At 42.2% G+C, this 18,432-nt stretch carries 15 protein-coding genes; 1 reads left to right on the top strand and 14 read right to left on the bottom strand.

Annotation, left to right across the window (positions count from 1 at the left end; all coding sequences use genetic code 11):
- Positions 1-9: 9 nt before the first annotated feature.
- From QWY22_RS14575 to QWY22_RS14620, 10 genes are all read right to left on the bottom strand, one after another.
- Positions 10-801, bottom strand: coding sequence for an ABC transporter permease (locus QWY22_RS14575; protein ID WP_300981550.1), 792 nt, complete (start codon positions 799-801; stop codon positions 10-12).
- A gap of 12 nt (positions 802-813) precedes the next feature.
- Positions 814-1,842, bottom strand: coding sequence for a UDP-glucose 4-epimerase GalE (galE, locus tag QWY22_RS14580; protein ID WP_300981551.1), 1,029 nt, complete (start codon positions 1,840-1,842; stop codon positions 814-816).
- Positions 1,843-2,062: 220 nt separating this feature from the next.
- On the bottom strand, positions 2,063-3,508 hold the full coding sequence (locus QWY22_RS14585; RefSeq protein WP_367281284.1) for a trypsin-like peptidase domain-containing protein: 1,446 nt from the start codon (positions 3,506-3,508) through the stop codon (positions 2,063-2,065).
- Positions 3,509-3,815: 307 nt separating this feature from the next.
- Positions 3,816-5,489: a glycerol-3-phosphate dehydrogenase/oxidase gene (locus tag QWY22_RS14590; RefSeq protein WP_300981553.1), complete on the bottom strand. Its 1,674-nt coding sequence runs from the start codon at positions 5,487-5,489 to the stop codon at positions 3,816-3,818.
- Between the two features lie 293 nt (positions 5,490-5,782).
- Complete coding sequence (glpK, locus tag QWY22_RS14595; protein ID WP_300981554.1) at positions 5,783-7,306, bottom strand: glycerol kinase GlpK; 1,524 nt, start codon at positions 7,304-7,306, stop codon at positions 5,783-5,785.
- 19 nt (positions 7,307-7,325) lie between these two features.
- Positions 7,326-8,159: an MIP/aquaporin family protein gene (locus QWY22_RS14600; RefSeq protein ID WP_300981555.1), complete on the bottom strand. Its 834-nt coding sequence runs from the start codon at positions 8,157-8,159 to the stop codon at positions 7,326-7,328.
- Between the two features lie 197 nt (positions 8,160-8,356).
- Positions 8,357-8,902: a glycerol-3-phosphate responsive antiterminator gene (locus QWY22_RS14605; protein WP_300981556.1), complete on the bottom strand. Its 546-nt coding sequence runs from the start codon at positions 8,900-8,902 to the stop codon at positions 8,357-8,359.
- 110 nt (positions 8,903-9,012) lie between these two features.
- On the bottom strand, positions 9,013-11,628 hold the full coding sequence (locus QWY22_RS14610; protein WP_300981557.1) for a YfhO family protein: 2,616 nt from the start codon (positions 11,626-11,628) through the stop codon (positions 9,013-9,015).
- 437 nt (positions 11,629-12,065) lie between these two features.
- A complete protein-coding gene (locus QWY22_RS14615) occupies positions 12,066-12,983 on the bottom strand; it encodes an SGNH/GDSL hydrolase family protein (protein ID WP_300981558.1) in 918 nt (305 codons plus the stop codon).
- 343 nt (positions 12,984-13,326) lie between these two features.
- Positions 13,327-13,788: a hypothetical protein gene (locus tag QWY22_RS14620; protein ID WP_300981559.1), complete on the bottom strand. Its 462-nt coding sequence runs from the start codon at positions 13,786-13,788 to the stop codon at positions 13,327-13,329.
- 372 nt (positions 13,789-14,160) lie between these two features.
- Between QWY22_RS14620 and QWY22_RS14625 the strand changes: the two genes are divergently transcribed.
- A complete protein-coding gene (locus QWY22_RS14625) occupies positions 14,161-15,159 on the top strand; it encodes a GNAT family N-acetyltransferase (protein ID WP_300981560.1) in 999 nt (332 codons plus the stop codon).
- Positions 15,160-15,203: 44 nt separating this feature from the next.
- On the opposite strand, the gene QWY22_RS14630 is transcribed toward QWY22_RS14625, so the two are convergent.
- The 4 genes from QWY22_RS14630 to QWY22_RS14645 all read right to left on the bottom strand — a co-directional run bounded on the left by QWY22_RS14630 (position 15,204) and on the right by QWY22_RS14645 (position 18,371).
- Positions 15,204-16,223, bottom strand: a complete 1,020-nt coding sequence (locus QWY22_RS14630; RefSeq protein ID WP_300981561.1) for a peptidoglycan bridge formation glycyltransferase FemA/FemB family protein — start codon at positions 16,221-16,223, stop codon at positions 15,204-15,206.
- Between the two features lie 287 nt (positions 16,224-16,510).
- The gene (locus tag QWY22_RS14635) at positions 16,511-17,140 is read right to left on the bottom strand and encodes a DUF1269 domain-containing protein (protein WP_300981563.1); all 630 of its coding nucleotides are present in this window, start codon (positions 17,138-17,140) and stop codon (positions 16,511-16,513) included.
- Positions 17,141-17,170: 30 nt separating this feature from the next.
- Complete coding sequence (locus QWY22_RS14640) at positions 17,171-17,605, bottom strand: VanZ family protein (protein WP_300981564.1); 435 nt, start codon at positions 17,603-17,605, stop codon at positions 17,171-17,173.
- Positions 17,606-17,885: 280 nt separating this feature from the next.
- A complete protein-coding gene (locus QWY22_RS14645) occupies positions 17,886-18,371 on the bottom strand; it encodes a VanZ family protein (protein WP_300981565.1) in 486 nt (161 codons plus the stop codon).
- Positions 18,372-18,432 lie beyond the last annotated feature (61 nt).

Below are 18,432 nucleotides of genomic sequence, written 5' to 3' on the forward strand. Positions count from 1 at the left end.
TAATCAAAGTTAAAGAGTATCCAGGAATATCGGTTTCATACGTTTGTGTAGATAGTTGCCTAATAAAAAGAAAATCAGGACCACCATCCAGAAATACAATGTGTAAATCGGTTGATTCCAAAAACCGGTCTCATAAAAAAAAGAATCCCGGTAGCCTTGGACAATATAGTGGAAAGGATTTAGCTTAACAATATTCCCCAATATCCCCACATTGTCAACAGACCAGAAAATCGGCGTCATCCAGAATAGGAAAACGAGAATTGTATCTAGAAATCGACCGAAATCCTTACTGACTGCTACGAGAGGTGCAGTCACCGAGCCTATACCCAGCAGTAGCATAAGAGCGGCGAAATCGTAATAGATTAGTTGCAAATTGTAAATTGATACCGTCTGCAAAGCGATTGCCATTCCTGTAAAAATGACAGCAAGCAAAATTAAATGGATATAATAGGAATACAAAATTTGTACCGCTGGCAAAATTGCAATCGGAAAAGGCGTATTTTTAATAATGGACCTTTTACTGCGGAACGACTTCTGCGTCAGACGGAAACCATCATTCAGAAGAAACCAAGCAACCATACCAATAGCAAGCCATGCAAAATATGGTGCTCCATTAACCGGACCTCCTGCTCTCGCTCCAACACTAAATACAAACCAGAAAACTGCAATGCGCATTAATGGGTTAATCAGGCCCCATAAAAATCCCAAAAGTGTTCCCGCATACTCCCTTTTCATTTCTTGTAAGGAAAGGGCATGAATCATTGTTCTGCGCTTCCACATTTCCTTGTAAATATCAAACATAGGCGCTCTCCTCTAATCGCTTTTGGAATATGATTTAAAACCATCAGGATTCAAAGATTGCCATCTCCAGGAATCTTCGCACATTTCCTGTAAATCTTTCTCTGCCTGCCATTTTAACAGTCTTTTTGCTTTTTCTGCATTGGCATAGCAAACTCCGATATCTCCTGGACGGCGCTCGACGATTTTATAAGGAATATTCTTTGAAGTTGCCTCACTAAAACTTTTTACTAAATCCAATACACTGTATCCTGTACCTGTCCCTAAGTTAAAAATTTCAACACCCTCATGGTTTTCTAGATACTGCAATGCTTTAACATGACCTTTCACGAGGTCAACTACATGGATATAATCACGTATGCCCGTCCCATCAGGGGTCTTGTAATCATCCCCAAATATTCTCAACTGCTCCTGCTTGCCAATTGCCACTTGAGTGATGTAAGGCATCAAGTTGTTAGGCGTCCCTTTCGGACTTTCTCCAATTCTTCCGCTTTTATGAGCACCGATTGGATTGAAGTACCGCAGAATTGCAATATGCCAAGTAGAATCTGAAATAAATAAATCTCTTAAGATTTCTTCAATGATCAACTTAGTACGACCATATGAATTGGTTGCACTTAGAGGAAATGATTCATCAATCGGCACTTTTTCGGGATTTCCATAAACAGTTGCCGAAGAACTGAACACCATCTTTTTGACGTTATGCTTTTTCATTATTTCACACAAAATCAAAGTACCAATAACATTGTTGCGATAGTAGTTTAATGGCAATGTTACAGACTCCCCAACTGCTTTTAGACCCGCAAAATGCATGACGGCATCAATATTATGCTGAGTAAAAATTAAATCCATCGTTTCCGCATCTAGCAAATCTGCTTCATAAAACGGAAAATCCTTTCCAGTCAAATCTTTCACACGCTTTATAGCTTCCATCTCACTGTTTGATAGATTATCCATCACCACAATATCATATCCATTTTTCAATAGTTCCACTGCTGCATGACTTCCAATATAACCTGCTCCACCCGTTACAAGAACTAGCATAGCGATCCCTCTTTTTCTAAATATTTTGACTTTTTAAAATAAAAGAGACTTTATTCCCTCAATTATACGATAAGAAATTTGATTTACCACAAAAAGATTACTTTAGGCGCAATATTCATAGCAAATGGTTTTAATAGCAATTACAATTTCAAATCAAAATGCAATAAAAAAGTTGATTTAAAAGTTAGTAAAGAACTTTTAAATCAACTTTTTTCAATTTTTATTCATGATTTACGATATCCGAAACGTAATAGAAACCATTTTCGTCCATCACAATCGTATAGGTTTTACTCCGTTCTTCCAACGACCATTCACCTGCACCATTTTTAAAATCAAATGCTTCTTCTGTATTTACAAGTGCATGATCTTCGAGAATTTCGATACCAGTAATCTCAAGTTTATTGAAATTAAATTCCATTCCCTGGCCGGAAATCTCGTTAATGTATTGAAGGATATTGTTATAGATATCACTTTCATAGACCAACAAATTTTGGACATAGAAGAAGTCTTCATTTGCTAAAGCCATTTCGTAGTAGTAACGGAAATCTCCGATAAATTCACTTAAGTTTGTTTCATTAAAGTTCATTTCCAGATCTGGATCGAATTCATAAGTTTCATCTTCGTAACTGCTAAAATCATCGTACACATGGAATTTAGCAACTACTTCTTCAGCTGTCATCGGATTATTAACCCACTCAGTAAGCATGGCATGCATCGAATACATTGGAATGGAAAATCCAATTGAATCGCCTTCTTCCATTACAAGAGAGTTAATGCCAATAACTTTTCCAGTGCCCGCATCAACAAGGGGACCGCCACTCGATCCGGGTGCAATCGGAGCATCAATTTGATAAATATCTTCATATATAAATTCTTGTTCAAAGTCACGGTCGATGCCTGTTAAGTAACCGAGTGTCGCTGTATTCTCAAAGCCTGAAGGACTTCCAAGCGCAATTACTTCTGTCCCAACATCCGTTGGGTTCATTTCGCTTTCCAATGGATCAATACCGGCAAAGGCGTCAACTTTGATCAACGCAATGTCCGATTCATCGGAGATGCCAATGACTGTACCAGGCTGATCCTGGCCATTGATATTGCGGACAATTACGTCGGTGAACCCTGCAACAACATGTGCATTCGTAGCTACGAGACCAGACTTCTCAAACAAGAAGCCCGAACCCTGTCCGCTTTCAGTTAAAATGGTATAAACTTTTTGCTGGGTTTCTTTAATGATTGCTGTCTTTTCTTTCTTTTTCGGTTCCACTTTTTCAGGCTGCTCAGATGGTGGAACGATATCTTCCACTTTTGTTACAGTTCCTTCGGTTGGACTGCCTGTTTTCGCTGGTTCTTCCGGCACTTCTACTTCAGCCGGTTCTTCGGTTTTAATCGTTTCCTTGTCAGGGGTATTTTCACTTCCGTTGTCTTCATTCGACTCAATATCGGTGCTGGATACTTCTTCTGTTATAGGCGTTTGCTGCTGAGAAGGCTCATCTTCCAACTGCGATACGCCAAAGCCGACACCTCCGATTCCCACTAACAAGATTAATGCTGCTAGCCATTTTTTATTTTTCGGGCGCTTACCTCTTTTATTAGTCAATGAGTTCCCGCAAGATTTACAAAAGTTTGCATTGGATTCGTTCTCTTGTCCGCAATTCTTACATAACATGATAATTTCCTCCTAGGGATAATATATATCCGCTGTACTGGCTATTATTATAATCTTTTTGACGCTAAACAACTAGATAGAGTTGCGTTTTGTAATGAAGTCTTTCGTTTTGTAATAAATCTATGTTTTTCAGCAACTTATACAGGTCATTAATCGAAAAACAATATAATCCAATTTTATCCATAATTATTTATAATTTCAACTTTAAAGAACTTTTATTTTTCTTAATGCAAAAAAGCTATAGAAAACCTGTATAAATCAGGTTTTCTACAGCCAACTTGCAACTCCTTAAACTAGAGCTTGCCTTTTATTTCGATTGTGCACTGACTTCAACCGGATGAGTTGCTTCGTGCAACAAGACATCTAATTCTTCAGTGTAAGTCTGGGTCTGTTCTTCTGTCCAGCCGAATGTTTTGGCCATATAAGCGATGGCGCTGTCTTTGTTGGCATGCACCCAGTGGATGTTGAAGAACAACGCGCCTGTACGGCGGATGAAGAAATCGACCGGTTTATAAGTGGATTCGTATTCCATTGCGTAGCGAAGCATTGCATGGACTAATGGATCGAGCCCTTCGTCAGCCGCTTCTTTTTTTCCGGTCGCTAAGAAATGCAGCACCTGGTCGACGTTCGAGCCGTAGCGTTTCACCAATTTGCGGGCGGCTGCTGGTGTCAGTCCAATAGCGACAGCCTGGCGCACGCGGTCTTCGATAAAGGATTCAAAGCCTTTTGAACCGCCGACTTCCCCGCCGGACAATGGCAAATGCTTCGTTGAGCTTTTCGGGAATTTCGTGCCGTTTTCTTCTTTCAATTGTTCCGCCACTAGATTGACAATGCTTTCGCCCATTTTGCGGTAGCCGGTCAACTTTCCGCCGGCAATGGAAATCAAGCCTGAATCCGATACGAAGATTTCATCTTTGCGGGAAATCTCGGAAGGGTCTTTGCCTTCTTCGTGGATCAACGGACGCAGTCCAGCCCAGCTTGATTCGATGTCTTCTACGCGGATTTGCACATCCGGGAACATGAAGTCGATCGCTTTCAAGACATAGTCACGGTCTTCCACGGTCATCGTCGGATGAGCAATATCCTGTTTGTAGACCGTATCGGTTGTACCGACATATACTTTGCCGTCGCGCGGAATTGCAAATGCCATGCGGCCGTCTGGCATATCAAAATAAATCGCCTGTTTCAACGGGAAACGCTTGCCGTCGAATACTAAGTGAATGCCTTTCGTCAGTTGCAAGGTCTTGCCTTGTTTTGAATTGTCTTTGTCGCGCAATGTGTCAACCCAAGGCCCTGCTGCATTGACGATTTTGTTGGCATAGATTTCGTGCTCTGATCCATCAATCTGGTCTTGGATGCGAATGCCGACCGTTTTACCGTTCTGGTAGATAAAGCCGGTCACTTTAGCGTAATTCAATGCCATGGCGCCTTTTTCCACCGCTTTTTTCATCACTTCAATTGTCAGGCGGGCATCGTCTGTTTTGTATTCCACGTAATAGCCGGCACCTTTGATGCCTTGTTTTTTAAGTAAAGGTTCGCGTTTCAACGCTTCCTCTTTCGACAGCATCTTGCGGCGCTCATCGCGTTTCACGCCTGCCAAAAAGTCATAGACGCGAAGGCCGATGTTTGTGCTGTACGGGCCGAATGTACCGCCTTTGTAAAACGGCAATAGCATCCATTCCGGAGTCGTGACATGCGGACCGTTTTCATAAACGATTTCGCGTTCTTTGCCGACTTCCGCCACCATTTTCACTTCGAACTGTTTCAAGTAGCGAAGGCCGCCGTGGACAAGTTTCGTCGAGCGGCTGCTGGTGCCCGCTGCAAAATCCTGCATTTCGATTACTGCAGTGTGCATGCCGCGTACCGAAGCATCAAGAGCGATGCCGGCTCCTGTAATACCGCCGCCGATGACCAAAAGGTCGAGTCGGGCATTTTTCATATTTTGAATGGTTTCTTTACGCTGCAAACTAGAAAATTTCATGGGTTGTGCTCCTTTTGAGATGTATTTTTCCAATTAAATCCAATAAAAAAGAGACGAAGCTACAGCTGCAGAATTTCTTCTGCGAAACTGGCTTCGTCTCTCGAGGTCTCGGGCCGTGTATTAACTTTTAATTAGAAAAGCGGAAAGAGCCGGTTAGCTTCGACAGGCATAAGACAGACCAGCAATGTGGCTTTCTTTGCCACAGGGCTGGGTTGGCTTATGACCCGAGAAGCTGGCTCTTGCAGCTAGCCATTTTAAAGCCGTAACTATCTAAAAAGAAAAGACACTTACGATTAAGAATTCACTTTCGTTCTTGCTTCTGTTGCTTTGAATGTTCTGGTAGCCGCTACTGCATTCTGCCAACCTTCATAAAGCTCTTCGCTTTGTTCTGACGGCATTGTGCTTGTGTAGGTTTTGTCGACTTTCCATTGCTGGGCAATCTCTTCTTTGTCTTTCCAGAAGCCGACTGCAAGCCCTGCCAAGTATGCAGCACCAAGTGCTGTGGTTTCCTGGATCATCGGGCGTTCCACCTGTACATTAAGGATATCACTTTGGAACTGCATCAGCAAGTCATTTGCAACAGCTCCGCCGTCAACACGCAAAGTTTTCAGTTCTGTGCCGGATTCTTTCACCATCACGTCCACAACATCTTTTGTTTGGTAAGCAAGCGACTCCAATGTTGCACGGATCAAATGCGCTTTGGTCGTACCGCGTGTCAATCCGAAAATCGCGCCTCGTGCATCGGTATCCCAATAAGGTGTGCCAAGTCCGACAAATGCCGGTACCATGTAGACGCCTTCTGTGGATTCAACGGATGCTGCATAAGCTTCGCTTTCCGGTGCATGGTCGATCAGCTGCAAGCCGTCGCGCAGCCACTGGATCGCCGAGCCGGCTACAAAAATACTTCCTTCGATGGCGTATTCCACTTTGCCGTCTACTCCCCATGCAAGGGTCGTCAGCAATCCGTGGTCTGAAACCACGCCTTCTTCGCCGGTGTTCATCAACATGAAGCAGCCGGTGCCGTATGTGTTTTTTGCCATTCCTTTTTCAAAACAAGCTTGACCGAACAATGCAGCTTGCTGGTCCCCTGCCATTCCGGCAATCGGCACTTCATGGCCGAAGAAATGGTAATCCACAGTATGCCCATACACTTCAGAAGACTGGCAAACTTCCGGAAGCATGCTTTTCGGAACCGTTAAAATTTCCAATAGCTCATCGTCCCACTCCAGATCGTAAATATTGTACATCAACGTACGGGATGCGTTGCTGTAGTCGGTGACATGGCGTTTGCCGCCGGACAATTTATACACAAGCCAGGAATCGATTGTTCCGAACATCAAATCGCCGTTGTCCGCTTTTTCGCGCGCGCCTTCAACATTGTCGAGAATCCATTTCACTTTTGTTCCGGAGAAATACGCATCGATCAACAAGCCGGTTTTTTTCGTGAACAGTTCGCCGTGCCCCTGTTCTTTCAATTCTTTGCAGATGCCGTCTGTTTGGCGCGACTGCCAGACAATTGCACGGTAAATCGGTTTGCCGGTATTGCGGTCCCACACAACCGCTGTTTCCCGCTGGTTGGTGATGCCGATTCCTGCGATTTGAGTTGGATCAACGTCTGCTTTGCGAAGCACTTCTGCAATACAAGCCAGTACCGACGTCCAGATTTCATTGGCATCGTGCTCTACCCAGCCTGGTTTCGGGAAGAATTGTTCGAATTCCTGCTGTGCTGTTTGCACGATTTCGCCTTTATGGTTAAACAAGATGGCCCGTGAACTGGTCGTTCCCTGGTCAATTGATAAAATATAGTCTTTGCTCATACTGATTTCCTCCTCGGCTTTACGAAACGATTTTTTCTTCTAATTGATCTGCCGCTGTGCGGCCTTTTCTTAATTCTACACTTGCTGCTCCGAATAACACCAGCACAAGTACCAGGCTCAGAATCCAAAAAGCTGGTCCCATTTCGCCAACGAACACGGCTTTATAAAATACAGCTCCGTAAACACCGCCAAACAGCGGCCCTACTACCGGTACCCAAGCGTAGCTCCAGTCAGATCCGCCTTTGCCGGGAATCGGCAGGATGGCATGCGCAATTCTTGGCCCCAAGTCGCGGGCCGGATTGATGGCGTAGCCTGTTGGTCCGCCAAGCGACAAGCCGATTGCCAGGATCAAGGCACCGACAATCAATGGATTCAAGCCTTCTGTAAATTCATTTGCCCCGATAAATAATAGCCCCATCACAAGGACGGCTGTTCCGATAATTTCAGATACCAAATTCGAAAACGGTTTGCGCACTGCAGGGATGGTTGCGAAAACGCCAAGTTTTGCCGCTTTGTCTTTTGTGCGTTCCCAGTGCGGCAAATAATTGAAGAAAACGATGGCCGCCCCAATAATAGCCCCAATCAGCTGTGCGGCAATGTAAACCGGCACTTTCGCCCAGGCAAAGTCGCCTACTACGGCAAAACCTAAAGTTACTGCCGGATTTAAATGGGCTCCTGAAAAACTGCCGACGGCATAGACGCCCATCGTCACTGCCAAGCCCCATGCAACAGTGACCACAATCCAACCACCATTTTCAGCCTTTGAATCTTTCAATGCTACACCTGCAACTACGCCGGCCCCAAAAATAATCAAAATCATGGTGCCAACCAATTCTGCTAGAAATTCCGTCATTACGATACACCCCTTAGTATGTTTGCCAAAGAACCGTTTTTCAGGAAACGCAAAAAGACCCACACTGAATGGACGCGCTTCCAGATGCGGAAGCGGCCATGCTCAGTGTGGATCTCCATTTCTCCTACACAGTTCTTAACTTGTTAATACCTAAGTTAGCAGGTTTTGAAAGCGGTGTCAAACCCCTTTTCTTTTTCTTATAGCTCCCACAGCTCTGCTTGTGAAGTGGAAATAGCCACCGCTCCGCCGCCATAAGCCAGCTCGACATCTTCTTTTGTACGGATCAAACCGCCGGCAATGACCGGGATGCCGGTCTGTTCGTGGACTTCCGCTATGACGGATGGAATGATGCCCGGCAAGATTTCAATATAGTCGGGTTTTACCTGATTGATCAATTTGATGTTATGTTCGAGTGCATGGCTGTCGAGCAGAAACAAGCGCTGAATCGTCATCAATTTGTTTTTCTTCGCCATGGCAATGACATTGCTGCGTGTCGAAACAATGCCGTCCGGCTTTACTTCGCGCACCAAGTATTCAATGCCATAGGCATCCGCTTTTAATCCCTGGATCAAATCAATATGCAAAATCACTTTCTTATTTGCCTTTTTGGCTGCTTGCACCAGCGCTTTCAGCTGAGACAATCGGATTTCCAAGTAAATGATGTATTCATGGTCGCTGCTCAGCAGCCGTTCAAACTCTTTCATATTGCGCAAAACGGGCAAAACGCCCTTTAATTCAGACACCCAATTTCCTCCTTGCAATTGCTTTCCGCGTTCCATTATCCCCTGTAACTCAATATGTTTCAAATCCAAAGTGTGCGGAAATTATGCCGGTGCCTGACATGCACATATTTTCAGCCGTTTTTCCGCCTGCCATAGAGATGCAACAATAAAGCAGCAAGTGCCGAAATAACCGTGACAAGCAGTCCCGGATAAAATCCAGGCGTAATATACGACAGCTCAATCCGGTGTTCTCCAGGTTCCAAATAAACCCCGCTGAATGCGCCCTGCACTTCCAGCAATTCCGCTTCTTTGCCGTTCACTTTCATATTCCACTGTTCACTATAGGGAATGGATAAGAACAAAAACCCTTGTTCCTTGACGGAAAGATCACCCGATACGTGATTGCCTTTCACATGCAAATTGTCCATGCTATGAGCTTCGCGCTGATCTGCTTGCTTACGGAAATCCTCATAGGAATTCCAATACACCTTAAGGCCAGACAGTTGATAGGTGCCGGGTGAAACCCCGATTTCTATTGCATCCGTCTGCCCATCCAAACGGATCAAATACCCTTTATTGGGGTAGCTATAAATATAGGAGGATTCCCGTTTCAACACTTCTTTTCCGTTGACGTCCAGCTTCATCGCCTGGTCTTCCGCCGGTGCTATTTCGAAATAGACCATGTATTCTCCCGGCTGTTGTTTTTCTTCGATTGGAATACGGACTTTCCCTCCCGATTGGACCGTCAGCAAGCCTCCTGTCATTGATGCATTATGGTAATCGGCGTTTGCCAGATCGACTTTTATCCGTTCCGGCAGCTGTTCTTTCCAATTTTCAGTTCGTGCTCGTGCATAACGGTCTGCCACAACCAATGTATTCAAAAACAGCGCGTCCCGCTCTGCCACATTCAACTGCCGCCATTCCGTTTCGGAAATCGTCTCGGTATACCACATATCGATGCCAACCGCTGACGGATTTTCATAAACCGAATACGTTTCAGTCTCTTCTACTTTCTCGTATCCGAAGGGAGCCTTTTCATCTTTTGGCAATACTTGATACTTTACTCCAAGCCCCGTCTCCAGTGCCCAGCGGTCGTCGAACAGCGAGTAGGTGGATACGACGACACCGTTTCTCAGCGGATTGGTTTGCCGGACATTGTAATCTTTTTTCACAAAGCTGTGCAAATTTTTCTTCAGTACACTATTGTAGGCACTCGTACCATAATAGCCATAAAGCATGGCATGGTTTAAGCGGTCCTTCGTTCCGTAGTACGTCCGGTAAAATTCATTCTGTTCCGGCACCAGTGCCGAAAAAATTTTTTGTTCTTCAGCATGATCCAGAGAGGGCTGGCTAAAATATTCATCGGTTAAATTTTTGGCCCCGAACTTGCCGACTATCTTTTCCTCAGTATAGCCCACCACATTGGCAACAGCATTTGCTCCCAATGCCAATACGAAAAGCCTTGAAAGCCACCTTTTCCGCTCCCAACGGCTCATCGCATATAACAGCAACAAAGTTAATAAGCCAAAAGCGACGGCAGCTGCGTCATACTGACTGGCTGTACTTCCCGTCCGCTCTTCTTTTGTATAAAGCGCCCAAAGCGATAAGCCAATCGCCATCAAAACAAAGGCCAACAGCCGTTTATTGGCTTTCATGGCCGCTGTCAGCCAGTTCGGCAACGCGAACGCCACAGCGAAATTCAAGATGTAGAACCACCGGTACTGGATATGTGAAAACCCGTTAAAAACGCTGTACATATAAGGAACGAAATAACAGCTGAACAACAGCAGCGCCAGGATGGACTTTCTCTTCGTTTTTGCATCGGTCGGAAGAAAAATCATTAAACCGGCAATTAACGTAATGAAGAGAAAACCTAAACCTCCAATATTGCCCCAAATCTGTTCCGGCAAACTGGCAGTCCAGTCGGCACCGAAGAACAAAGGAATTTCCGGTTTTATTGCCAAACGGTCTGAGTAATAGACGGACAGGACGCCCGGCAAAAGTCCAGCGAAAGCCAAGCCCAATCCGATGGCGTAATGCAGCAGGAGCGGTGCATACGTTTTGAAAACCGATTTTTCTTTTAACGGTGTGAGCACAATGGCTGCCAGGCCGTAAAAAATGCTGCTGATAAAACCGAGATAAAAATTGCTGGCAACCGACAGGAAAATCCCCAGAATGAAAAACCGCGATTTGCCGGTCCGCTGATAATACAGCAAGCCAAAAATCGTCAAAGGCACATAGAGAAACGCTTCGGTCATATAATCGATCAGCGCCGCATGGGCAAAGAAAATAATCGAACTGCCGTAAGCCAAAGCCGCGGCCAGCGCTTTCAAGGGCTCGAACTTCTCATAACGGACAAGCCCATACATTCCGAGCATTGCCAAAAACGATTTCAGCACGGACAAATACATTTTAAAATCGATGGCTTTAAGAATACTCCAGTCAAAGTCAAAAAAAAGTTCCGCCAGCACAACTCCGTAAAACAAAGGGCTTGTAGTGTAGTAATAGGCAAACTCACCGAGCAGATCGCCGCCTAAGCCATAGGACCAGGACCAAAAAAAATCGCCGTCTGCATAAGACTCCACGAGATGCGGAAAGAAAAACGCAAATTGGTTGATGGCATCCAGATTGACCGCCAAGTTATTCCCTTCAAACAAAAACTTCCAATGAAACAACACCGCGGCGAGCAGCAGACACATAACCGGCAACACCTTCTTCGCGTAAGTTCCTTTGCGCTTGGTTTTCAATGCAATCACTCCAGAAGGACAGACTATGTATGCCTTGATATGTCATATCGCCTTCCACAAATCTTCATGAAAGAAAGATCCATAGATCATTCAGCAAACGCTGGTACGCAGGCGCTGTTCTGCCAAATATCATTCAAATAATAATTATCCCTACTATCCCCTTAGTCCAACACAACAAAACCTTATTATTTCATCCGAAATTCACCAAAGTTTCTTATTAGAGCATAAGCCAAAAATTATATGGAAATGGTATGGGAGCATGGCTCATGTGAGATTTCCTTAGTAGAAACGGCGTAAAAGCCTTAGAAGCAGATGTAACATAGAAGCAAGAAATCAGGAAAATTCTTAAAAAGCATTCAAAACAGCCGCACCTGAGATTATAGGAGCGGCTGTTTTGAAATGAGCATATCTTGTTTTAATGACTGGCACCTTCACATTTATTGCAAGTCCAGTTCTTGTTTCATTGTTTGCCATATGAGCTCGTATCCATCATTTTGCGGATTAGAAGTAGCAGTTTGCATTAGGCTTTCGTATTTAACGCCATTTTCCATTTGTTCTTGAAAAGCATCGAATTGGGAAATGAAAGTATAGCCTTTTTCTTCACTGATATTCTTCAATACCTCATTAATTTCTTTCATAGTAAACTTATATGGCTGCAAGTCTTCTTTTGAAGGTGGCGGCGACATAACAATCATAGATTCTGAACGCTCGTCAGCAACTGCCAGAAGCTTACGCATTGTCGCCTCGTACTCCTCTAATGTAATAAAAATCCGATCATCCGTGCCAATCATGACAATGACCGCTTCTTCTTTTGGTTTTAACAATCTATCAAGATTTCGCAAAGTCCAATCCGCTGTCTTATCTCGAATTCCGGCATTGATCACATCAACTTCACCGAATTCTGGTTTACTTGCATAATTTCGTAGTTGATTTGCCCATGAGTCGAATTCATATCCTGCTTCTCGATATGTTTCGCCATTTCCATGGAAAATGATCCGGCCGCCATCGGGCGCAGAATATGCAGAATGTCCGTACCCTGCGGTAATTCCGTCACCCAGTAACTTGATAGAAGTTATCTTTTGCTCGAGCAAAAGATTGTAAAACTCGCTTTCCTCACTTTTCACAGAAGCTGCTTTTTCCTCATCTTCTATGACTTCAGCTTTTTCCTCAGTACTCTCTTTTTCTTGAACTATTTCCTTTTCACCCAATACTTCCATAGATTTCGTTTGAGCTACGTTATCCATTGACTGCTGTGAATGCTGTTCAATTTTTTCATCCCAATTATTTTTTGAAAACACAAATGCAACCATTAATACAATGATGATAGCCATCATTAAAAGTCGAACAATTTTCACTTCGGAGACCTCCTGATTTCTTAACCTTGCTTTTGATTATCTCATGGCTATCAGATCAAAGAAAAGCCTTTATATAGAAATGGTTTTAAAATGTTACAGTATTTGTCGTTTTTTCTATTAAATTGTCCTTAGCAATTTCAACTTCAAACAAATCTTTACAATTAAAGTATTTAAATTAAAGCATTTATATTGTTAAAATTAATTGAAGAATCCAAACAGGAATTTCAAACCGATATTTTCACTCATGTACTTTGGATAATATAAAACAAAAAATCCTGAACAGAATGAGCCAATTCTGCCAGGATTTATTTCACTTATTATTTATTGAAATTTTTTACGGTCATTAATTTGTTGCATAAATAGACATTTTTTCAAAACTACGAAGAATCACTGGAAACTCTAAAGCGCTCGCTTCTTCTGCGCTTTCATAAAGGGAAATTTCATTAATAACCGAAACATTAAACGTCCTGCAGAAATCATTAAATTTATCTAAAACAAGCTTACTTTCCGTTTTGTCCCTTCTCACATAAAAAGGGACCTTAAGTCTTTTGCATAATGCCAATGCATTCCAGGTTGTCACATCGCCTAATGCCGCATAAATACAATCCGGTTTTTCATGTTCTCCTATCTCTAAAAGACTTTTAATATTTGAAGGGCTGATGTCGTAAACAATGTCTGCGTAATTCTTAGCTGGAGCATTTATCGTAGTATCAGCCACAATTGTATAAATATCCATTTTTTTTATTTCTTCTACCATCTTTGCGACTGAGTTATTTCCCCCAAGAAATAGAACCTTCTTTTTCATTAAGACAACCTCCTCATTCAATCTATTTCTTTTGCGCAACTTCCCATTAATCAATAATATGGCATAGACATTCTATTATTCATTCATAAAGAGGGTTTAATTACCCATTTTTATCTAGTAAAGATAAATAATATAATGCTATTTAATATGGAATTAATACCAATTTACCAATTCGTCCTTCATAAGTCAATCTTATTATCTGAATTTTTAAACTAATAATATTCAAATTTGATAAACTCTAATTTTTCTCTTGCAGCAAATGCATTTTTCTTTTCTCACACAACTTTTTTATCCTTTTTTTAACTTCTTTTTAACAATTCCCTCCTAAAATTGGTTTAGTGACATTGAATCGGTTTAAGGAGGAAGAACAACATGACAGTCAAGTCAAAGGTACAAGTGCCGGATATCTTTTTTTTACCGGAATGGGGCAAAGCTTATGAAAACCAAGATCATGGTGAAAGCAGAGTATTTGAAGTAAAAAATGCAATGGGACATATTTTTTATCCGTTTGTCTTAAGACCCATCCCGATTCTGGCTGGCGAAACACTTTACTACGACACTGTTACGCCTTTTGGGCAAAACGGTCCGATTATCCTTAAATGCAAGCCCGGCAAAAAAGCCGAACTTACCGCTTTGTTTGACCAAGAATTTCAAGCCTATTGCATGCAAAATAATATCGTTGCGGAGTATGTCCGTTTCAATGCTTGGCTAAAAAACATTGAGGACTTTAAAGATATTTACAGCATCGATAACCGGGGCATAACGATGTATATCGACTTGACGGTCCAAGATTTTTTCTTGGACGAATTCAAATCATCCACTCGCCAACAAGTGCGGCGGGCGCTGAAAAACAATGTGCAAATCGAATACGATTTTACCGGTGAAAGCATCGCTGACTTCCACCGCCTGTACCAGATTATGGCTAGACGGAACAATGTGCCTGAGTATTATTTGTTCTCAGAGGATTTATTAAGAAACTCTTTCAAACTCCTCGAAGCTCAGCAATTCATCGTTTATGTAAAATACGAAGGTGTGGCAATTTCTGCAGCTTTATTCGTTCATCACGGCGACTACCTCCACTATCATTTGGCTGCAAACGATCCGGCATATTTTCACTTAGCTGGAAACAGCTTACTGATTAACGAAGGATGCCGTTGGGGCGTGGAGAACGGCAAAAAAGAAATGCATCTTGGAGGTGCGTCTACAGAAGCCCTTTCCCGCTTCAAACGTGGTTTTACCAAAACGGAACCACTGGATATATTGACTGGCAAAAAAATTAGAAACCTTAAAATTTATCAGTTGCTTTCCGATATTAAATTGAAAAATGAAGGAATTAAAAATCCTTCACATTTTCCAATGTATAGAGGCTAATGTACGTAAAAGAACCTTCCGCATCAATAAGCGGAAGGTTCTTATTATCCCTGCACATTTTGGATTTCATTAAAGGCTTCAGTCTCTCTGGAGCGGTATGCCGGGAAAAACTCCGTTTCGCAAATTGTTCCGGCAACTCCACAAACTTTGTCGTAAACCTCCTGATTCCAAACTTTTCGGCCGATATAAAAATCAAATTCTGTGTTTTGCCCAAACTTTTTCTTAAACAGATAAAGGCTATCGTCTGGTCTATTGCTGGTCCCTCCACCGGCATGAATTAGATGCGCACCGTGCTCTTTTCCCCATACGGCAATTCCGTATGTCATTACGTAAACTGGGGAAAGATGATGGAATTCAGACAAGGTGCCGGATAGGTGGGTATGGATTATATTATTATAAAAGAAATGCAACTCCGCCCCTATTACCTGACCTTCATATAAGGCTTCAACCAATACGATTTGATCACCGAAATACTGAAGGCATTTGGAGAAATAGTCTTCATCAAAATAATAATACGTATCGGCTCCAATGCGCTTCATATTAATGTGATAAATTTCCTTGAATAATTCCAGGCTTTTCGGATTCACGGTCACCTGGTAGTCCACACCGTTGCGCATCACATGGCGTATATTTTTTCGGGTCGATTTGGAAAACTCCGATTGGATCGGGTCGTCATAGTCGCGAAGGTTGGTTCCTACCGTTTTGCGGGCAAAAATCACTTCATAGCAAGCCGTAAAGTCTTTAGCGTTGCCGAGCACGGGATGGAACCGGACAAATTCAGAAATAATCTTTTCTTCCAAACAATATTTTTGGAAAGCAATTTTAAATTCCTGAATTAGCTCTGTTTTATCAGCGTCTTCCCCACTCATAATAACAGGGCCACCGTAGCCGTATGGAGTGACGATATCGAAATAGGTCTCGCCACCAATTTGCACGGGCACTTCCCGTTTAATGAAAAGATGCCTAACAGTTCCAAGTGAGTGATTAAATACAAAAACTTCACATTCGCCATCTTCAATTTCCTCATAAAGCCTTCCATAGTTCTCTTCAAAAAATATATCCATGTCCTTTATCCCTCATTCCTGCAATATGTCGCCTGCACCCATTGCAGTAAGTTCCTGCATGATTATCCGGGCTACCGACTCGTCTTTTTCGAATATTTAGATTTATTAATTAGTTATACCTATTACCATACACCGGTTATATTGTATTTTCAACAGGAAAATTTTAAGATATTTGTAATTTTTAATTTTAGTTATCAATTTTCTCTTATTTCGTTAACAAGATGTCTGTCTTCTCGAGTAGTTTTACTGGCGGACAGAACCTACTATGGCTGGTCCGAGACACGACATCAATCTGTAGAGGAAAAACGTTTCTTTAAAGCTTCAAATTCCGCTTTAAATTTGCTGCGATATTCTTTCACTCTGCCCTGCCGGTGTTCTGAACGCGCCTTTCGCATATCTTCTTTAGCTCTCTCTTGAAGATTCCGTTCCACTTCCCTGGCATGATCCACTTCATCCAGGATGTCACTAGCGTAGTAGCGCACCGTAACCACATCAAACTTCTCCACAAGGCGGTCGTAAGATGCCTCATTTTGCTCCTGAGCAACTACCACCAGTACCACGTCCTGTTCTTTCATGCGCGAAGTAATGGCTGTAATCAGGCTCGCTTCTTCTTCCGCTTCACCTACGTCTTTTGCCAGTCCTACTACAGAGCCAATTCCTGCCCCTAGAAGCATGCCGAGTGGTCCGCCCAAAAGCCCTACGAGCCCCCCGATCAAGCTGCCTTTCCACGTATCGTCCCGTGTCCGTTTTCCGGTGTCGAATCCGTCCTGAAATAAAATTTGGCCATTCGACTTTTTCAACAACGCTGCCTGTGACAGCAAAAACTGATCGGTGATTGTGCTTTTCTTCTTCAATTCCGATAATGCTTGATACGCTTCGCTTTCCACTTCAAAATAACTAATGATGACATTTTCCATAATAATCGCCTCCTTCATTCTTTTAGTCGTTTAAGGATAATAAGAATTTTTCACAGGTGCCTTGCCATCTGCGTACATTCTGCAAACAATATATGCTAAGAGAATTCCTAAAATATCGATTCCTGCATCAAACAACCGGCCGTCCCGCTCGAAAAACAATTGCAGAATTTCAGTAAAAAGGCCAAATGCTGCCGTTACCATAAAAGCTGTTTCTCTTTTCTTCAACCAAATCAAGACAAGAACATAAAGCAACGCAAAAGACAGGAAGTGGCCAGTTTTTTGGATGGCATAAAAGCTGTAGCTAAAATCAATATCGTCAAATCGCAGAAACTCTGTAAAATCCGGTGTGAGATTAAAGCTGAATCCAATTTTTTGATCAAACAAAAAAGCCGCTGCATCATTCGTACAAGTAGCAACAAGGATAATCAAAGACCATATCAATACAAAGAACAGCCTTTCTCTCATAATCCTCCTCCTTTCTTTTCACAACCATTTTCTAAAAAATTCTTATACATTTTGAGTTTCTGCTAAGCCTTAATAAACCGTCTATTAAAATTGCCTATATTAGGAAATGATTAAGAACAATTTGGAGTTATTAAATATATTAATCATTTTTTATTGACTGAATAAAGAGATAATTAACACACATTTATAATATACCCTTACAATAAGAAAATTAGATGAAAATAGCATACTACTTGAAAAAAATTTGGAATAGAAAAAACTCATCCAACTTTGGATGAGTTTATCCCTGTACTTCTTTTCCTTCAAACGCTTTTTGTGAATTTCTTTTGAGTAGATTTTCTGTAATCTTATACATAGCAATACCAACAATTGCACCAGAGCTGTCAATGAAAACATCACGTAACTCTCCACTTCTTCCATCAACAAACAATTGATGAAATTCATCGGAAATAGCATATAACACGCAAAGAACGACAGATAAACTAAAGCCTCGAAAACTACGCAATCCACTCTTGCTGAAAGCATGGATTGCCAAAACCCCTAAAATCAAATAGATGAAAAAATGAGCATTTTTTCGAACAATATGCTCAAGCTGCCCAAAATTTTCTGCTATACCAGGCACTACTTGCTCTGCAGCCACTACTATCATTTCGGTAATCCCCGTACTCATTTCACTTGATTTAGATGCTGGCTGATGAGACAAAGAAAAAATCAAAGCCATCCAAAGAACGACCACTATCCAGGACAGCTTTTTATGTTTAGCCATATTTCCCAATTCCTTTTCTTTAAGATGATGATTAGTAATTTTTGCTTTTATAGATTATATC

Origin of the sequence: Planococcus liqunii (assembly GCF_030413595.1) — a bacterium.
Lineage (GTDB): Bacteria > Bacillota > Bacilli > Bacillales_A > Planococcaceae > Planococcus > Planococcus liqunii.

What these genes read in the sequence shown, in the direction of transcription:
- QWY22_RS14575 (WP_300981550.1), bottom strand. Translation starts at nt 801, where the DNA reads ATGTTTGATATTTACAAGGAAATGTGGAAGCGCAGAACAATGATTCAT.
- QWY22_RS14645 (WP_300981565.1), bottom strand. Translation starts at nt 18,371, where the DNA reads ATGGCTAAACATAAAAAGCTGTCCTGGATAGTGGTCGTTCTTTGGATG.
- QWY22_RS14600 (WP_300981555.1), bottom strand. Translation starts at nt 8,159, where the DNA reads ATGACGGAATTTCTAGCAGAATTGGTTGGCACCATGATTTTGATTATT.
- QWY22_RS14585 (WP_367281284.1), bottom strand. Translation starts at nt 3,508, where the DNA reads ATGTTATGTAAGAATTGCGGACAAGAGAACGAATCCAATGCAAACTTT.
- QWY22_RS14590 (WP_300981553.1), bottom strand. Translation starts at nt 5,489, where the DNA reads ATGAAATTTTCTAGTTTGCAGCGTAAAGAAACCATTCAAAATATGAAA.
- glpK (WP_300981554.1), bottom strand. Translation starts at nt 7,306, where the DNA reads ATGAGCAAAGACTATATTTTATCAATTGACCAGGGAACGACCAGTTCA.
- QWY22_RS14640 (WP_300981564.1), bottom strand. Translation starts at nt 17,605, where the DNA reads ATGAGAGAAAGGCTGTTCTTTGTATTGATATGGTCTTTGATTATCCTT.
- QWY22_RS14620 (WP_300981559.1), bottom strand. Translation starts at nt 13,788, where the DNA reads ATGAAAAAGAAGGTTCTATTTCTTGGGGGAAATAACTCAGTCGCAAAG.
- QWY22_RS14625 (WP_300981560.1), top strand. Translation starts at nt 14,161, where the DNA reads ATGACAGTCAAGTCAAAGGTACAAGTGCCGGATATCTTTTTTTTACCG.
- QWY22_RS14630 (WP_300981561.1), bottom strand. Translation starts at nt 16,223, where the DNA reads ATGGATATATTTTTTGAAGAGAACTATGGAAGGCTTTATGAGGAAATT.
- QWY22_RS14635 (WP_300981563.1), bottom strand. Translation starts at nt 17,140, where the DNA reads ATGGAAAATGTCATCATTAGTTATTTTGAAGTGGAAAGCGAAGCGTAT.
- galE (WP_300981551.1), bottom strand. Translation starts at nt 1,842, where the DNA reads ATGCTAGTTCTTGTAACGGGTGGAGCAGGTTATATTGGAAGTCATGCA.